Origin of the sequence: Stenotrophomonas sp. PS02289 (assembly GCF_029960115.1) — a bacterium.
In the GTDB taxonomy this organism is placed as follows: Bacteria; Pseudomonadota; Gammaproteobacteria; order Xanthomonadales; family Xanthomonadaceae; genus Stenotrophomonas.
The window spans coordinates 36190-52557 of record NZ_JASCOZ010000010.1 but is presented as its reverse complement, the minus strand read 5'-3'; the positions used below and the strand labels follow the sequence as shown (position 1 = coordinate 52557).

Annotated in this window: 14 protein-coding genes; 5 read left to right on the top strand and 9 right to left on the bottom strand. The window is 56.0% G+C overall.

Annotated features, from left to right (window positions below):
- The first annotated feature begins 223 nt into the window (after window positions 1–223).
- Both QMX83_RS02885 and QMX83_RS02880 read left to right on the top strand, forming a co-directional pair.
- Window positions 224–1429, top strand: a complete 1206-nt coding sequence (locus QMX83_RS02885) for a site-specific integrase (protein ID WP_070427542.1) — start codon at window positions 224–226, stop codon at window positions 1427–1429.
- 8 nt (window positions 1430–1437) lie between these two features.
- Window positions 1438–2577: a hypothetical protein gene (locus QMX83_RS02880; protein WP_282295135.1), complete on the top strand. Its 1140-nt coding sequence runs from the start codon at window positions 1438–1440 to the stop codon at window positions 2575–2577.
- Window positions 2578–2924: 347 nt separating this feature from the next.
- Here the strand turns inward: QMX83_RS02880 and QMX83_RS02875 are convergent, their stop codons facing one another.
- Entirely contained in the window at window positions 2925–5147 is a 2223-nt protein-coding gene (locus QMX83_RS02875; protein WP_282295136.1) for an AAA family ATPase, read from the bottom strand.
- A gap of 71 nt (window positions 5148–5218) precedes the next feature.
- Between QMX83_RS02875 and QMX83_RS02870 the strand changes: the two genes are divergently transcribed.
- From QMX83_RS02870 to QMX83_RS02860, 3 genes are all read left to right on the top strand, one after another.
- Window positions 5219–5413, top strand: coding sequence for a DUF4113 domain-containing protein (locus QMX83_RS02870; protein ID WP_282295134.1), 195 nt, complete (start codon window positions 5219–5221; stop codon window positions 5411–5413).
- Window positions 5341–6924: a hypothetical protein gene (locus tag QMX83_RS02865; protein ID WP_282295133.1), complete on the top strand. Its 1584-nt coding sequence runs from the start codon at window positions 5341–5343 to the stop codon at window positions 6922–6924. Before QMX83_RS02870 ends, QMX83_RS02865 begins: the two co-directional genes overlap by 73 nt.
- Before the next feature lie 254 nt (window positions 6925–7178).
- Window positions 7179–7904, top strand: coding sequence for a MobA/MobL family protein (locus QMX83_RS02860; RefSeq protein WP_282295132.1), 726 nt, complete (start codon window positions 7179–7181; stop codon window positions 7902–7904).
- Between the two features lie 126 nt (window positions 7905–8030).
- Here the strand turns inward: QMX83_RS02860 and QMX83_RS02855 are convergent, their stop codons facing one another.
- The 8 genes from QMX83_RS02855 to brxL form a co-directional block, all read right to left on the bottom strand.
- The gene (locus QMX83_RS02855) at window positions 8031–9488 is read right to left on the bottom strand and encodes a YfjI family protein (protein ID WP_282295131.1); all 1458 of its coding nucleotides are present in this window, start codon (window positions 9486–9488) and stop codon (window positions 8031–8033) included.
- Window positions 9485–9826 carry a hypothetical protein gene (locus QMX83_RS02850; RefSeq protein WP_158229712.1) on the bottom strand — a complete coding sequence of 114 codons (342 nt, stop codon included), beginning with the start codon at window positions 9824–9826 and terminating at the stop codon, window positions 9485–9487. The genes QMX83_RS02855 and QMX83_RS02850 overlap by 4 nt, the downstream gene beginning before the upstream one ends.
- Window positions 9827–9828: 2 nt before the next feature.
- Complete coding sequence (locus QMX83_RS02845) at window positions 9829–10134, bottom strand: AlpA family phage regulatory protein (protein WP_049440233.1); 306 nt, start codon at window positions 10132–10134, stop codon at window positions 9829–9831.
- A 319-nt stretch (window positions 10135–10453) separates the two neighbouring features.
- Complete coding sequence (locus tag QMX83_RS02840; protein WP_282295130.1) at window positions 10454–11341, bottom strand: hydrolase or metal-binding protein; 888 nt, start codon at window positions 11339–11341, stop codon at window positions 10454–10456.
- On the bottom strand, window positions 11335–12324 hold the full coding sequence (locus QMX83_RS02835) for a lambda-exonuclease family protein (RefSeq protein ID WP_282295129.1): 990 nt from the start codon (window positions 12322–12324) through the stop codon (window positions 11335–11337). The genes QMX83_RS02840 and QMX83_RS02835 overlap by 7 nt, the downstream gene beginning before the upstream one ends.
- A gap of 123 nt (window positions 12325–12447) precedes the next feature.
- Window positions 12448–12957, bottom strand: a complete 510-nt coding sequence (locus tag QMX83_RS02830; RefSeq protein ID WP_282295128.1) for a JAB domain-containing protein — start codon at window positions 12955–12957, stop codon at window positions 12448–12450.
- Window positions 12957–13913 (bottom strand): DUF932 domain-containing protein, encoded by a 957-nt coding sequence (locus QMX83_RS02825; protein ID WP_282295127.1) that lies wholly within the window; start codon window positions 13911–13913, stop codon window positions 12957–12959. The genes QMX83_RS02830 and QMX83_RS02825 overlap by 1 nt, the downstream gene beginning before the upstream one ends.
- A 341-nt stretch (window positions 13914–14254) precedes the next feature.
- The gene (gene brxL, locus QMX83_RS02820; protein WP_282295126.1) at window positions 14255–16363 is read right to left on the bottom strand and encodes a BREX system Lon protease-like protein BrxL; all 2109 of its coding nucleotides are present in this window, start codon (window positions 16361–16363) and stop codon (window positions 14255–14257) included.
- Window positions 16364–16368: the final 5 nt, after the last annotated feature.

The window sequence follows — 16368 nt, the reverse complement described above, 5'->3', positions numbered from 1 at the left end:
CGCAAAAAGGCCACCCAATGGGTGGCCTTTTTGCGTGTCTGGCGGAGAGGGGGGCTGCCATAGATCCGTCCAAGGAAATCCAAGGGAATCGATAAGTTCATATACTTGTCGTTTAATTTCAATGACTTGCATGAAACATATCCAGCACCGTCCAGCAACACCCATCACCACCCAACGCGAAATGGCATACTAGATGGCATACCAGATGGCATACCAGGCACGCATGGCACTGCTAACCGACATCAAAGCTCGAAGCATCACTCCCGGAAGCGCAGCACTGCCACACGGCGGAGTTACTGGCCTGAGTCTGCTTCCTTCACGCACAAAGAAGGGCCAAGGCAAGTGGGTCTTGCGCTACGTAAGCCCTGTCACTGGCAAGCGGCGCAACGCCGGCCTAGGCAGCTACCCGCACGTGGGCGTCGCTCTTGCCGGCAAGCTGGCTCGCGAGATGCGCGAAGAGATTGCATTGGGGCAAGACCCCCTGGAGATCAAGGAGACACCTGTAGCCGCGCCGGTGATGCCATCCTTCCAAGAGGCAGCAAAACAGGTACACGCCGAACTGAAGCCAGGCTGGAAGAACGCCAAGCACGCGCAGCAGTGGATCAACACACTTACCGAATACGTTTTCCCCAAGATCGGCTCCCTACCGATGGATCAACTTCAGCCTCGTCATATGGCCGATGTCTTGCGCCCGATCTGGCTGGAAAAAGCGGAGACCGCTTCCAGGGTAAAGCAGCGTTTGCATGCCGTGATGGCCTGGGGCTGGGCACACGGGTTCAACCAAGCCAACCCCGTGGATGTAGTCACACATCTGTTGCCGGTACAACCCAGCAAGACGGTCAGACAAGAGCATCAACCGGCCATGCCGTGGACCGACATCCCCGCATTTGTCAAAACCAGACTGGTGGATACAAACGAGCTAGATGTCACCAAACGTGCGCTGCTGTTTTTGATCTTGACCGCCGCGCGCTCTGGCGAAGTCAGGGGAATGACTTGGGATGAGGTCAATTTGCGCAACAAAGTCTGGATCATTCCTGCCGATCGCATGAAAGCCAGCCAGACCCATCGAGTCCCACTCTCTGAGCAAGCCATCACTTTGCTGCAGGTACAGGCAGGCAAGCACGATCATCTGGTCTTCCCATCGATCCAATCCCGAACAGTCCTCTCGGACATGACCCTAACTGCACTATTGCGCCGCTTGAAGGCCCACAGCGATAGCGATAAGCGGATAGCCACCGCGCACGGCTTCCGGTCAAGCTTTCGCGACTGGTGCAGCGAGGAAGGCTATGCCCGGGATCTTGCTGAACGCGCGCTGGCCCACACTGTCAAAAACAAGGTCGAAGCTGCCTATCACCGTACGGATCTGCTGGAGCAGCGACGCCCCATGATGCAGGCGTGGGCTGATTTCGTCCTTCCAGCGACAGCATGAGATAGGCAATGCTCTTCGCACTCCACATCGAAGTTGCTCACAAACTCGTTGGCATGGCCCCCGCAGCGTTCTTCGAATACGCGACGGGGCTGAGCCACATGAACTATCGACGAGGCCGCGGCTATACAGCTCTCATGGCCAAGCGTGAGCAAGTCGAAGCGCATTCGGATTCACTACTCCTGCGCATGCTCCAGAAACGAGGCATCCCAGACGCCGAATTTCGAGGATTCAAAGAGGATATCCCCCAAGGACATTCGGCGATCATGCTCTATGGGCTAGGTTTGCTCAACGAGCACACGTCCCCAGCAACCAGAGAACTGGTCGCCATGTTCGATGCGTCAGACAAACGACTTTGTAAGCTTTCAGACACTGACGTATACGGCTTTCTCGACGAGATCGGGCCACGGTCCCAACTGGGGCCAGCCTACTGCACCCCCCTGACGGTGGCAGACATTAGAGATCCCTCGCTGGAGCTGAAGCTGGAACTGACCGAACCGGAGCGCACCGCCATCAATCTTGCCCTAAACCGCCGTGCCCACATGGCGCTGTCATTCTTGGCAGCCCTGGACCACGAAATCGGGCATTGGATTGGACGGACCGAGGTGCCAGATGCCTGGGCGGGTCTCCCCAGATTTGCCGTGCTGCTGGCACCGCCTGGGCCAACTAATCGGCGCCGCCATTCCCCAGCTGATCCTGCTGCGCGTCTGGTAGATTTCATCGGCGCCGTTGGCTACTTCTTGCGTGAAGGCAGCTGGCCTGAGCGCCCACTCTCTATCGAAGAGATGGGCGCCCAGGTAGATCTATCAGGAATACGGCTTGGCGAGAGCGATCGGTTTTTACGTAGCTTGAGAAGTGGCAAAGCCCCGCTGACTCGAAAGTCATTCAGGACACTGGTCCACACCCAACTCTGGACCCCCAAAGCGAAGGCATCTGATCTCGATGACCAAGCGGACCTGCTTGAAACCTACCTGGTGGCCGCACTCTTGTTGAGCCTGCTCCTGCCAGACCACCCAACCGCCGCGGGCCACATGGACCGCACGGGCTGGCCGGAGGCCTATCTGGGATGGTGGGAGCGGCATAGACACCGCTACCCACCCACGCTCCAGACGACAGCCTCCCTGTACCCATCTTGGCTGATTGATCCGTAGTCAGCGCTTTGGAGGAGCGTTGTTACGGCCGCCACCAGACGGCATACCTTGCTTAGTCGACGGCCATCCGCCGGGCCCTTTTTTAGCGCCGCCGGCAGTCGAGCCGCCCTTAGAGCCACCGGCCTTCCCTGCCGATCCACCGTTACCTTTTGCCATGTTCGTTTCCTTGTTAGCCCCACACGGGGCAAGGAAATATTGAATGGTGGCGCGCCGCGATTAAGCCCTGAAATTTCACAGGTGGAAATTGCGCTGGTGAGGCTGGCCAGCTTCACCAGGCTCAGAGCTCGGCATGGGTGAAGCTGTGCTCAGTGGTCGCCAATTACTCGGACAGAGGCGCGAGTCGTGCATCAGGCATGTACTAGCTCCAAAGCATCTTCACCCATCTTCATGATGTAGTGTGGCTCTTGGCCGATGGCATCGAACATCGCGCGGAACTTACCCAACAGATAGGGCACGTCGTATTCGGTCCAGTCAATTGGCGGACCATTGATCGCGTCTCGGTGGGAACCTCGATCGACGAAACGATCCAGCGCTGCGTACTTGCTGGATGTATCTGCGTCGGCCAATTGCTGGACTGCCACGGGGAAGTCAGAAGACCCGGTGGTGAAGGTGAAGAATTGCTCCAGAATGTTACGCATGGCGTTGGGCACGATCTGGGTCGGGATATTCCCGTCCTTGGCATCCCTGAGGATCTGCCACCACACGTCGTAATCGTTTAATAGCTTGGTGGGATCCAGCGCTTCGACCTCCGAATACGCGTTCTTGACCACGCGCAGCAACCCGCAGTGATTGTGCGCCTTGGGCAGACTCGTCTTGTGCTGACGGATCAGCTCATGGAAGAAGTACAGGTTGTGGGTCAGGACGATCACCTGCTTCACGAGCTGGGGGCGACCATCTGGCTTGGCCAGCTCACGGTGGATCATCGTGGCGATGTCATACACGTAGTTCTGGGAGAGGCTGGAGATCGGATCGTCGATGACGGCAATCGTGCGGCGGGGGTCAACATTCTCGTGTTCGTCGTGCGACCCCTTGAGCGACTCCATGAAGTAGAGGAACGCGATCAGCGTTTTCTCACCTTCGCTCAATGACTTCGTCTCGCTAGTGGCTATCCCTGGGCGAACCAGGCAGTACACGCGATCCTCCTCTGTCTTGCGATCGATGCTAAATGCCGTGATCCCCAAGCTGCGGAGTCGATCGTTGATCGCATCGATTGAGGCATCGACGCCCTTTTGAAGCCGGCGCAGCTCACGCAATTCGATGTTGAGGCCTTCTCGCTCCTGCCCCTTCGCTTGCAGCCCTGCCTTTGCCTGCGTTTCGGCTTCCTGCAGCGGTCCGAGCAACGCATCATGATGCGCGTAGGCGTCCATACGATCGGCATGCATGACCTGGAAAAACATAGCCTTGATCCGCTCACGCTCGCCCCTACGATCCCGGATGCGCGCATTGAAGTCAGAGATCAACGCGTTGAGCTTGGCCAGTGCTTCGACCAATGCGTCCACATTGACGGGGGTGATAGACACCGCCTCCCCCGGCTGCGCTTCTTTCCGACGCAACGCCGTCAGTGCGTCGTGGAATGCCCCCCGAGCTTGGGTCCAGGCAAGCTCCACCCCTGCTTCTTTTGCGTCGGGGTCGCTCAAAATGGTCTGGGTTCGCTGCTCCAAGGCGTCGAGCTGGGCTGCGTAGCTCTGAACCAGCAGCGCGATCCTGTCGACCTTCGCCTTGCGCTCGCCTTCCAGGAGCCTCGCCAACTCTTCGCGGAAATCGTGGGGCAATCCCTGCTGGCAGAACGGACATTGATCCTTATGCGTGTACGCTTGTCCACGTGCGACCCAGTCCGCGTTGCCCAGTTCGGCTACGAATGGGGCTAGGCGACTCGAGGTCGACACCTCCACGACCTCACCCCATATGGGGTCATTCTCGATCCGACTCAGCGCACTGGTATCCAGGGACACCAATGCACGCTCATTTTCGGTGCCAGAGACATCGGCCCAGCGCCTTTCAAGGCGTTCGATCGTGTCCAGCTGCCCGTTCTCGGGTAACGCATGTGTGCGCAGGTCGGTGAAGAATTTTTCCTTGTTCCGACCATAGCCCTCAAGCAAGGAAGCCAGTGCCGTCTTCTTGCCCCAGTCGTGGGCCTTCCAGATCTCGTCCTTGGCCCGCACCAGCTCCTTGGCAAGGTTTCTTTCGGCTGCCTTGACACTTGTGGTGGCGTCGGCGATCAGAACGTCCAACTCGCCATTTCGGATCTCGATATCCTGGATGCGTTGCTGGCGGACAGTGTCGACTTCGCCGACAGTGAAGATGCCCTGGATGGGCTGGCCGATCAGGCGTTCAACGTAGTGGTGGTTGTAGACCAAGTATCGGTAGCGCGTATTGTCGGTTGTCTCGATCCTGCAGTGCGCAAAGGCGGGATCGTTGCGTGCCAGCCCATCGACCACTTCACCGATAGAAGACTTCCCTGCTCCGTTGAGACCGTAGACGTAAGTCGCAGGTTTGTTCGGGATCTGGACCGAATGCGCGTTGGTGGGATGAAAGCTCTTGTGACGATGGATTGTGATTGTTCGGATCATGCTCACTGCCCCCCCCCTATGTACTCTCTTTGTACCAGAGCGTCAGGTCCGCTGAGAAAGCAGAGCGGGCCATGGCCGTGCTAGACCAGATCAACGCGAAGTTCGGCAGAGGCACCGTGGGAGTAGGCAACGTGGGCTGGCGGGTTGGTGGAGCAAGGCCGGGGGAGCGGCTCCATGGTGCAAGCAACGCCCAATGGCGACCAACATTGCATTATTTGTCGCCGAGCTATACAACAAAGTGGAGCGACCTTTTGCAGGTACGCTGACAAAGATCGGTGAAATAGCAAACATCAAACACTATACACAACCAAAAGGATGGCGGTTGAAAATGGAAGAAAATAAAATCGAATCAGGGAAGTACAAGCCGCGCTTCGATTTCGATAAAGATCACAACAAAGACGCTCCCGAGACTGGAACCATCAATGAGCTTTTGCAAGAGCTCAATTACGAGATGGCGCGCACAGAGAATGGCAAAGAAGCCGAACACTCCAATGCCTCAGGAAATAAAATAACCCGCAAGGAATTGAATGGAGTCATTGACTTCATCAACTCCACATTGGGACAAAAGATTCCTGGCGGGAACTGCACACTTCCAATATCCACCCTAAAAACAATTAAGCTCCTTTACATCAAGAACGACTCCAGCGACACCCAGCTAATCAAAAGAATCTCGAAGCCAGGAACCATTAAAGCCACCTTCGAGCACTGGACAGAACGTAACACTCCAAGAAACGAAAAGACCATAAAAGCAGCGTCCTATCTCATATCCACACTTGAGCGTGAGATTGACGAAGAAAGACGCAGCCAGATCCACATCAACAGACTCACACCATCGAAACTCCTTGAATACTACGCCAGACACATCAAGGAGCTTATAGAACCAATCTACATGGCTTTCGAGGGCAATGATGAAGCCATAGCAAGCGCCTTTATGTTTGGCGCACATCAAATAGAAAACTATCAGCCCTCACCTATCTTGCTCAGCAAAGATCCTGCCCCTGTTCACGAAAGACTGTACATCTATTTGCTAACACTCCCATTCCTGCACTTCGTTGGAGAGTACCAGCAGGTTGTCGAATCAGAAAACGACGAGTTGAGCAAATACAAGATAGAGCCACTCTTCGCTCACTCCATCTCCTCACCGACGGAGTGCGATGCCCTATTGCGACCTGTCACATCACTCGCAGCTATTCACTCCTTCCTGCAAACCAATGCAAATGAGCTGGCACGCTTGGTTCACCAAGCCACTGGTTATGAGTTGAGATCCAGCGAGATCACAAACATAGCCGACGAAACGCAGAAGGTTCTGCATGCCTATGTCTTCCACGAATGGCACAGAACAGATCATGACGTCGTCAACATTTCAATGGCCGACTGCGTTGCAGCCCTTTTAGCCATTACGATACAAAAAAAGATCAAAACGAAGTACACGCCCAACTGGAAAGGACAGAGCTCAAGCGAGAAAACGGTATCTCGCCTACTGAGTCACCTGGACACCTCAAGAGACATCGAAGAGCTATATGAAGAGGACTACATCCCGCAAGGCGCGATGCTCACCCTCTATCATCGATATTGCATCGCCTACGCATTACTTTTCGGCCGCAGCAACCGAATGGAAGCGTTTATGAGATTCCAGATCGCATACCTGAAGCACATGACCATAGCTCACTCTCATTTCGATCTTGAAGCAGGCAACGAATACGAGACAAATATCGCCATGTTTTGCGAATACCTTATTCAATACATCGAAGATCAAGCCACTTCGCACGCAATGTAATTTTTAACTTACATCACCCTTATACATATGTAGAAACTCACTTACATCCTTCGAAGCAACAACACGAAGAATGAAAGGAATCCAAGGGAATAGAAATCAAATAGAACTGACGATAGATTACAGGCAGGGTGTGGTACGCGCACTTACCCTTTCTATCTAATCAAAACACTCTTCGATCATGAGTATCTACCTGTGGCCGACAAGAACCACTCTTGTCGGCTTTTTATTCTCCTTAGAGAAAGGGTGATACAGCAATGGCAAGCTTCCATTACAGCATCAAAAGCGGCAAGAAAGGTAGTGCACGCAGGCACGCCAACTATATCGATCGTAAAGGATCTCATAGTGACAAGGAGGACCTTATCCAAACAGGACATGGGAACATGCCCGAATGGGCAGGAGATGATCCGAAACGGTTCTGGAGCGTTGCTGACACGCATGAGCGTGCCAACGGAGCAGTGTACCGAGAACATGAAATCACTCTTCCGAGTGAGCTCAGTACTGAACAGCAGGTCGAACTTGCCGACCGGCTTACAAAGAATCTCGCAGGGATCAAACCCTACCAATACGCGCTTCATGCTCCTGAAGGAAAACTCGGTGGCGATCCGAACCCGCACATCCATCTGATGTGCTCGGACAGACTGCCTGATGGCATCCCACGTACACCTGAACAGACCTTCGCCCGCTACAACGCCAAGAATCCTTCCGCAGGCGGTTGCCGCAAGGATAGTGGCGGAAAGAGCCCAATGGAGTTGAAGCAGCAGGTGACGGCACAGCGAAAGCTTGTAGCGGACACCCAGAATCAGTTCCTTGCTGAGAACGGATACTCCGCCCGTGTAGACCACCGCAGCTTGCGCGACCAGGGCATTGCCAGGTCACCGGAGCGCCACCTCGGCCAACGCTTCGTCAAGGAGATGGCAGATGCAGAGAAGTCACAGTATGCTCAATGCCGTAAAGAAGCGCAGGTAGCTTCAGTCACTTAAAATCGGACAGAGGCCAGTACCTCACCCAGCGATTCTGCGACAAAGTCGCAGAATCGCAATGACACCTGCTGACCAAGTTAGAAAAGCCCCGGCCTATCGCCGGGGCTCACTTGGTATAAAGACCGCTTACAGCGCCCTCCGGTCAAAGTAGTGATTCATCAAGCGCAGATACGTCCTCTTGTCCCGGTACCCACTGCAGATCTGAATTGCTCCCTGGCCTTCAAGAACCGAGATGGCTGCATTCAGCCTTGCTCGGTTACGTACAGGTCCACAGCGCAAAACCTGGTTCTTGGGAACGCACGTATCCGAATAAATCCCTCTCCACCACTTTGCATGCAGATACCGATCCAGAGCTTGAGCATCGGCCTGATCCTGCGATACCACGAACGCAGGTGAGAACAGATGCTTGTACTCATCAACATGCCACCGAACGATCTCGAAGGCACGATTGATCGTATCGAGGGTGATGTCACCTCCCTCTCCACTGAAGTACTGCATCGATGCAGCGAGTCGTGCCACGATCTCCATGATCTTTGCCGCGAAGTCATTGATATCGCTCAAGTACTCCCCGTCGCGCAGCAAAGACTCAGTTTCTGATGCCAACTCTACCCAGCGTGCCCTGGCATCGATGGAGAAGGACACCACTTCACGAACAACGGGGCCCGAGGCTGAAAGCTCCTTGTACTTCAACAACAGCTCCGCGACCCGCTCATGGAATGCCGGCAAATGCTCCCACACCGGTTCCACGTCCTCGATTCGCCGATAGCCCATCATGGAGCGAGGCCACGCGACCAAATAGCGTGCCCAGTGCCCACTCCCCTTTGCGACAGAGCCTCGCCTATTGAGGAACTGCTTGAGCGGTTCGTACTGGGTCATGATGCTCACAGACACGCGCGGATTCATCGCAATCAGATGCTCGTTCTCCGCTCGATCCAACGGCATCATTCCTGGTGAATCCCAGAGACGATTGAGCAAGCCCACATTCGCCATTGCCTCGCTCTTGAACAGCATGTGACCTTCATCAGTCGTGATGGCGATGGACTCACCATCACCCTGAACGGCCTCCATAATGGCCTTGGCCGTGATGTCCTGCCGCAGGAAGCAGCGCAAGCGAGGCTGCAGAGGTTTCTTTTCTGCGTACTCCTTCAGCTGTGACTCGAGTGCTTCCGCAGACTTACCTGCTGCAACTGCTTTACTGATCGCGCTCCTCAACCCCTTCATCTTGGCCGTCCAGAGTCCGTACTCGATCTCATAAGCCTCAGTCTGCTGCTTGAACGCAGTCATCGCCTTCGTATCTGCATTGCGGAAAGGCGCCTGCAGCAGCTCGAACACCGTCGACTTGCGCTCACCAGACTCAGCAACAAGCATCAAATTCTGTGTTACAGGCCGGGTCTGCCCGGTTGGCAACTTGACATCAATCAGCCCCTGGCAAGCCATCGAGATGGCATTGATGAGACCCATGCCAACCATGGCATCAGGAACCTGCACGTTGCGGAAGAGCTCAAGACCAGCCTCACGCGCAATGTGATGGAAGCTTTCCAGGGGATATTTGGGGGCATAACGCTGCCAATGGGTAGTCATCATGCATCCTCCTCTGCCGCGCCAAACGCGGTCTGCTCTTCAGCCTCGACCAACAGATGGCCACAGCTCTGGCACCGAGCAGCATCGCCCTCCGCATGGCGACGAGCACGCTCCTCATTGAGCAGCTTTCGGAACTGAATCAGGTTCAGCTCATGCTTGTACGCAGCATTGAACTGATCTACCAGGATCTTCTTGCGCATCTTCTTTGCGATGTGCTGTTCCAGGATCGGATAGGCCTGCCTGAAGTCCTGCTCCAGCCTGCCCTTCCCCTTGGTCGACTGTTCACTCAAAGCGTGCGTGAGCGCGTCAAGCGGCGAAGAGTGGATTGCAAAATTAGCCATCATCACTTCTCCTCCTTCGCACGACGGAACTTCACTGCACGGCCTTCAGCCCATGCCATGGCTTCATGCGTCCAGTAGAACTTCGGAGACAGTTCACTGTCATAGAGCGGAATGCCCTTCGGGAAGTCCGGATCGGACTTCATCAGCTCGTATGCCTTGCTCCTGCTGACGCGGAGCAGCGTGATCAGCTCCTTCAAGCGGAGCGTCGGGCTATCCGGCCACCCTGCTTTCCAGCCAGTGTTGTTCTCCTCAGCCAAAGGCATGCTTTTGTCTACGCCCTGGCGCAGACTGGACGTCATGTGCTTCATTTGTTGATTCCTTCGTTGTGTTGGACGTTTCAGGAAGGAATCCGGCCGGTTTCCTATCGAAGGGGATTGGCCTCCGACGTGATCAGTGTCGATATGCTGCTGTTGCTGGTACAGGGAAAAAAAATCCAGGTTTTTTCCATGCACGCTCACAACCGAGAAAGTCAAATAAAAATCAATCGCTTACATGCCAGGGAGCTTTCGCTCCCTGGCATATCTCGTCATCTGCGCACACAAATTGGTCCGTTCCATCATCTGTCCGCGCAGGACCTGAACTGCCTCTTGCCCGTACCTGATACAAGTCCGAACAGGTACTGCTCACCTACGACGCTAACCGTGACGCTTGCGCTTCCAGTCTGTCCTTGAGACTTCCGTTCGCTGGAGCCTGTGCAACCTCGCCATGCCCTGTCGGATAGAACTCCTCGACCACAGCTGGCACGTCTTCGTCCAGGTCCTCGAAGGCCCCGTTAGCGAAGCCCTGTCTCGCTGCCTCATCCAGTGCAGCTTGGTCGATCCCCGCCGCAGCTCTTGCGGCGTGTCGGTCCACCGCCTCTGCGACAGTCTGCTCCAGTGTCAGACCACTCCGAACCACCAGATCGACGTAGTAGATCGCTGATCGGTAACTCATCGTGGTGGACTTACCTCGTAGCTTCAGCTCCAAGGGCAGGCAGGACAGCCGACCACCTGACACCGCACTGAGGTAGTGCAGTCGCGCTGCGAGTGTCCGGATGGTGTTGTAGGAGGTGGTACGCAGGACAAAGCTGCCCATCGCATCACCTTCCCCGTCCCCAATGACCACATTCAAGCGGGCATAGGCTTTGCAGCCCCCACTGGCAAACTGGCACGCATCCGGACCAGGACAAGGCAACGTCTCCATGCCTTCAGGGCCAGCTCGCCGGCAGGTGTCTCCATTGCCTACACACAGCGGTCTTCCGTTCTCGCGATTGAACAGCGAGTAGTCAGCCCGGAGGTTCAGGGTTGGATCGTCGAAGAGCAGGCGCACCGGGATGGATCGCAGCTTGTTACCCTCCGATGCCTTACGCAGCTCTTCATCCAGCGGGTGCAGCACCCAGCCCTCACGGTTCTGTACCTGGCTAGTGAGGGTGAACTGATCGTCCTTTTCTGGCAGCCGCTTGCCATTGCGCTCTACTACCCGGCCGATTGAAATACGCCCAATCACGGGCGGCGTTATGGCCAGTCCCTTCAGCATGATGTGACCTCTTTGATCGTGGTGTTGATTCGGAATCGCCGCGACCCCGGACGGACTACCGTGTAGGCCGCGGCGATCTCCGGGTGCTCGGCTGCGAGCCGCTTGGTATCCAGTGACGTGCCATCCTTGCTACGGCGGTAGATCACCTCTCCCAACGAGCCAAACCTGGCAACGGATGCATCGCCCATGGCTTGCTGCAGCGTTTGTTTCAGCAGCTCTGCCTGCTGTTCTTGCTCTGCTACTGCCTCGTTGAGAGACACCAGGTTAGAGAACGTCTCGACCAGCACCTCGTCCTGGCTGAAGTCGACAACCGTGTCTTTGCCCGGATACAGGCTCCGAAGCGCTCTGGCCGCCGACTCCGAACCATCAGCTGGTGGCTCGATGTCGTTGATAACGTGATCCCAGAACCGGGCTTCCAGTACCACCAAGCGACTGATGACCTCTTCGTCTCGTTGAATGCGGTGGATCTGCAGAGCCTGACCGCACAACAGCACCGCCACATCTGCTGCCTGCTTCCCCGTCACTGCCAACTGGTGCTGTACCTGCAGTTGTACGTACTCAGGCACCCCGTCCTTCCAGAGCCGGGAGCCGAATTCCCCTGCCGTCTTACACTCGAGAATCTGGACCTCTGGCGAACCGACCACCTCACGATCGAGATTGGCCAGCATGTGCGGGAAGGTCGGGTGCTGCAGAACGGCATTGACCCGGCGTACCCGGTTGCCCGTGCGCTCCTGGTAAGCCGTGGCCACCATGGGTTCGAGCAGGGTTCCCCAGTAGCGGGGATCGTCTTGCCCAGGCAGAACCTCTTCAATCGGCTTGCGTCCCGTCTTCTCCTGCCACAGCTCCAGCTGGCTCTTGTAGGGGTTCAACCCGACGGCAGTGGCAGCATCTGAGCTCCCGATGCCGCCATTGCGGACCTCCAGCCACTGCTGGCGATCCAGTGAACGCGTATCAACCAAACGCAACGCGGTGTGCTTGCTCATTGGCAACCTCCGGAATAAAAAAGGCCGCCCATATGGGCGGCCTAGGTCAGATCATTCATTTCAAGCTATTGATGTCGACAAGATGGAATAGGCGAACAAACAGTCCTGTTCGCTAGTAATCGGTCAGACCATGCCTTGAGAGGCCATCGAGACCACCTCACGACTGGTGACAACGAAATGGTCCAACAGCCTTATGTCGACCGTGTCCAAGGCAGCTTTCAGCTTGGCTGTAACCGCTCGGTCAGACGCGGATGGCTTTGCGCTACCGCTTGGGTGGTTGTGGGCCATGAGCACTGCCGTGGCGTTGTGTGCAAGTGCTCGCTGAACCACGATCCGTGGATGGACCTCCGCCGCATCGATCGTCCCTGAGAAGAGACGCTCAACTGCGATCACCTGGAACTGGGTGTTGAGGAATGCGATCTCGAAGTGTTCGCGCTGCTCACCAGCCAGACGCAGCTGAAAGAACAGCGCACTCTCAGTCACCCCACCGAGTACGTCTTTGGGACCGCCAGCCCGCCTTTCTAGGATCTTCAGCGCCCTGGCAATCGCCCTGTCCTCTCGTACTCGGATCCTGTTTTCCTCCTCGCAGGATCCGGCTCCACATGCCGACATGTTGTAAGCAAGTGCGTCCATCAGGCCACCAACTTCATAACTTCATCCCAAGCACGCCGCTTGAGCTGAGCACCGGCACCGAACCATGCCGCATCACGACGGTGATCATCACTACGAGCACGGCGATGGTGATCCACGTACTCCGTGACGCTATTGAGCACGCCCCAAGCCGTCCCACGGCTTGATGCCAACAGTGCGCCTCGACCGCCCCCCTCATAAAGCGCACGGACACTGGCCAGGGCTTGTTCGTTGACGACCTCAGCTGAAGCGCCCTGCCCTTGATAGGTCAGCACTCGGCGCAGCAGACCATCGACCGTATCCGGATCTACTGGTCGCTCGCAGAGCACTTTCATCCGATCTACAAAGCTGTCCCAGGTCGAAACGGTGATCCCCAGCTGCCGCTTCACTGCATCCGGGTCAAACTGACTGCGGTGAGGAACCTTGATGGCCCCACTGCTGTCTCCCAGGGCGATCTGCAGGGTGTTGTTGCACACCACACGTACCGAGGTGAACTGCGCCGTGGTGGCCAGCGTGCCGTCGCAGGCTGTGGCCAGCAACAGGTAGCCCTCCACCCTGTCACGCCCCTTGAGCAATGTGCTCTGCCCCGTTCGAGCCATGGCCCAGAACTTCTTGCCACCCTTGAGCACCCCCGCCGTCTCCAGCTCAAAGCCACTGTGCTGCGTCAGGTCACGGTAGAACTCCAGGATCTCTCCCGGCTGGACCACCTTGAACCGCTTGGAGACGACTGCCAGCGGCTGCCTGGTATCGGAGCGATAAAGCACTTTCTGCTCCGGGAAGGAGTGGATGGCACCGATGGCATTGCTACCTGTGATGAAACGGACCCCGGAGTCCTCGATCTGCCAATCCATGCCTGCCTGACGCTTCCAGACCTCAATAGGCTGATGCTGTTCAAGCTTATTGCCCAGACCATGCCACGGCCTAGCGCCCGCATAGGCCATTGTTTCAACCAGATGCATCGTATTTTCCTCGCTTATTACGGCACAAACGCACAAGGCCCGGACGATGCCGGGCCTTGTGCGTATGCCAATGCAGTATCAATTAAAAGGGTCGATGTCTTCACTGCCCGAAGACAGAGCACATCGAGCAACCGCAGCGATGATGGATGCTGCGACGACCAAAACACAGTACAGACAATCGGATCTTTCTTTCATACAGCCATATCCAAAGCAGATGCATCATCGCGGAGCATCTACACGCGAAGCCAGCAACCGCCAGCCTCATCAAAATGATATGTGCTTGAAATTTCTTACAATCATATTAATAAAATTAAACTGAATTTCTTTTATTGAAAATTAGGTCAAATATTTATTCCAACCCTGAATATATCAACCTTGGTCTCAAGACATTTACGCAAACTGAGATCATTTACGCCTACCTCGAACCACCCTCCGGGCTTTTGGAAGAAGTCCAACCCCCGGCCAATCTTGATCACCCAGCCGTTGTCGATACGAATCTCTCGGTCGTGCATGTTCGGGTTCAACTTCACTTCCAGCTCGACATCCAATTCCAGCAGGCTCTGCTTCAACTCATCGAGCTTCTCAGCGATGTCGGCCAACTGGGTCTTGTCGTCGTAGCCGGTGATCAGGCTGATCTTCTTCACGGTTCCAGCCTTCAGCACCGTTTCGCAGAAGCGCACGAAATTCTGAATCTGGTGTTGCAGCCGGATGTACGGATCTTCAATCACGACAGACTTCGCGCCCTGGAGATAGGGGCCTAGGATCGACTCATAGCTGTGCCCGGTATCGCCATAGAGGATGGTGAAGTGCTGTTCCTTGAGATCAACAGGGGAAGGCCCAACCGTAGCCGATGCCGGGACCGGTGATATCGACGTCGGCACTACAGGAGATTCCGCAGCAGCAGGCGCCGGTTGCGCAGCGGGCTGTACCTCGACTGCCTCAATAGGCTGGCCATCCGCCTGATTCAAACGACGGCGCGCAGGCTCTTGCGTTGCCGACGCATCTTTCGACTCAGGGCAGAAAACCACCACTTCCTCGCCACTGGCCTTGAAGTAGGACAGGTTGATGCGCGCAAACTCGTCGTCCGGCTTGCGCTTGTTCATCTGCTCCTTGACGCGGCGGCGGCACTCGGTGGCATAGGCCACGTATTCCTCGAACTCCTCGTCCGTCGGTGGCCCGTTCGGATGCAAGACCTTCAAGAAAGCGCAGACGGTTTTCTTGATGCTTTTCTCATCACGCCCCTCAATCGACTTACCGAGCCGGATGCGCTTGCTCACTTCCTCATACCGATTCGTGTGCTTGAACTGGTAGTGGAAGGCTTCTGCCAAGTAATCGGTGATGAATCCGTAATTGCTGGTCAAAAACTCGCTACTGTTCTTCGGCATTTCCCAGCCAGGAATGTACGCAGCGAAGCGGTCCATCACCGCCAAGTCCAGCTCCGGAGGCAACGGCTGAAACAGGTCGTGTTCGTTGGAGTTGACCACCTGCTGCACTGACACGTCGATGTTTCCAACAAAACTCAGGCTGGCATCGGCGATGACTTCGGCCCCGCGCGAGAAGCGCCCGTTGGCCATGAAGTCCTTCATGATCTGGATGGTGTCCGGGTCGCGCACTTTGATCCCGCCAACCTCGTCAAAGGCGACCGTATCCCAAAACCCAACAAGGCCCACCTTGCGGCGCGCGTTGTTGTAGAACAGCGTGGCCTTGGTAGCCTGGCCGCCCGAGATTAAAGTGGCGTAGGGTGAGAACTCGCTGAAGAAATAGGACTTGCCCGTGCCGCGCGGACCCAGCTCGATATAGTTGTAGTTGGGCTCCACCAGTGCAGCCAACCTGGCGATAAAGTGCATCTGTACACGCTTCGAGAGCTTGCTCGGTTCCAAACCGACGGAGCGCAGAACCGCCGCTATCCACTCATCGCGCGTGAACGCCCCGCGCCCCTCTGCATAGCGGTCGAAGTCGAAACGGGTCAGCTGGATCGGCCGCAGGTCCTCGATAGAAAACGCATAGTCGTCTTCGTCGATGTCGTTGTGCGCCAGGGTGACTTCGGCCCAAATGCCGCCTTCCAGCAGCCTGTCGTTGTCACGGTAGAACTTCTCGCCAATCGCGATGCGTTGCGAGTTGAAGTTTTCCAGCGATGCCCAGTGCCGCTTTTCCTTTTCAACGTAGCGAACGTGGACCTTGTCGATGAACCGATGCTTGCCCTTGGTGGCCACCTTGGACTGCGCGGCATTGGCCTCGTCTGGGCGCACGTAGTTTTCCTGCAGCGACGACAGCACGGCCTCCATGCCGGCATCCATCTCTGCCTGGTCGTTGCTAGCGCAATATTTGGCTAGCAGGAACTCCAGGACGAACGTCGGGACGTTGGTGCCTTTTTTTATTCGATGCAGCAGGTCCTTACGTAGTACCTTGCCGTCGAATGTGGCGTTTAGTTTTTGGTCGAGTTCGTCCATAGGGC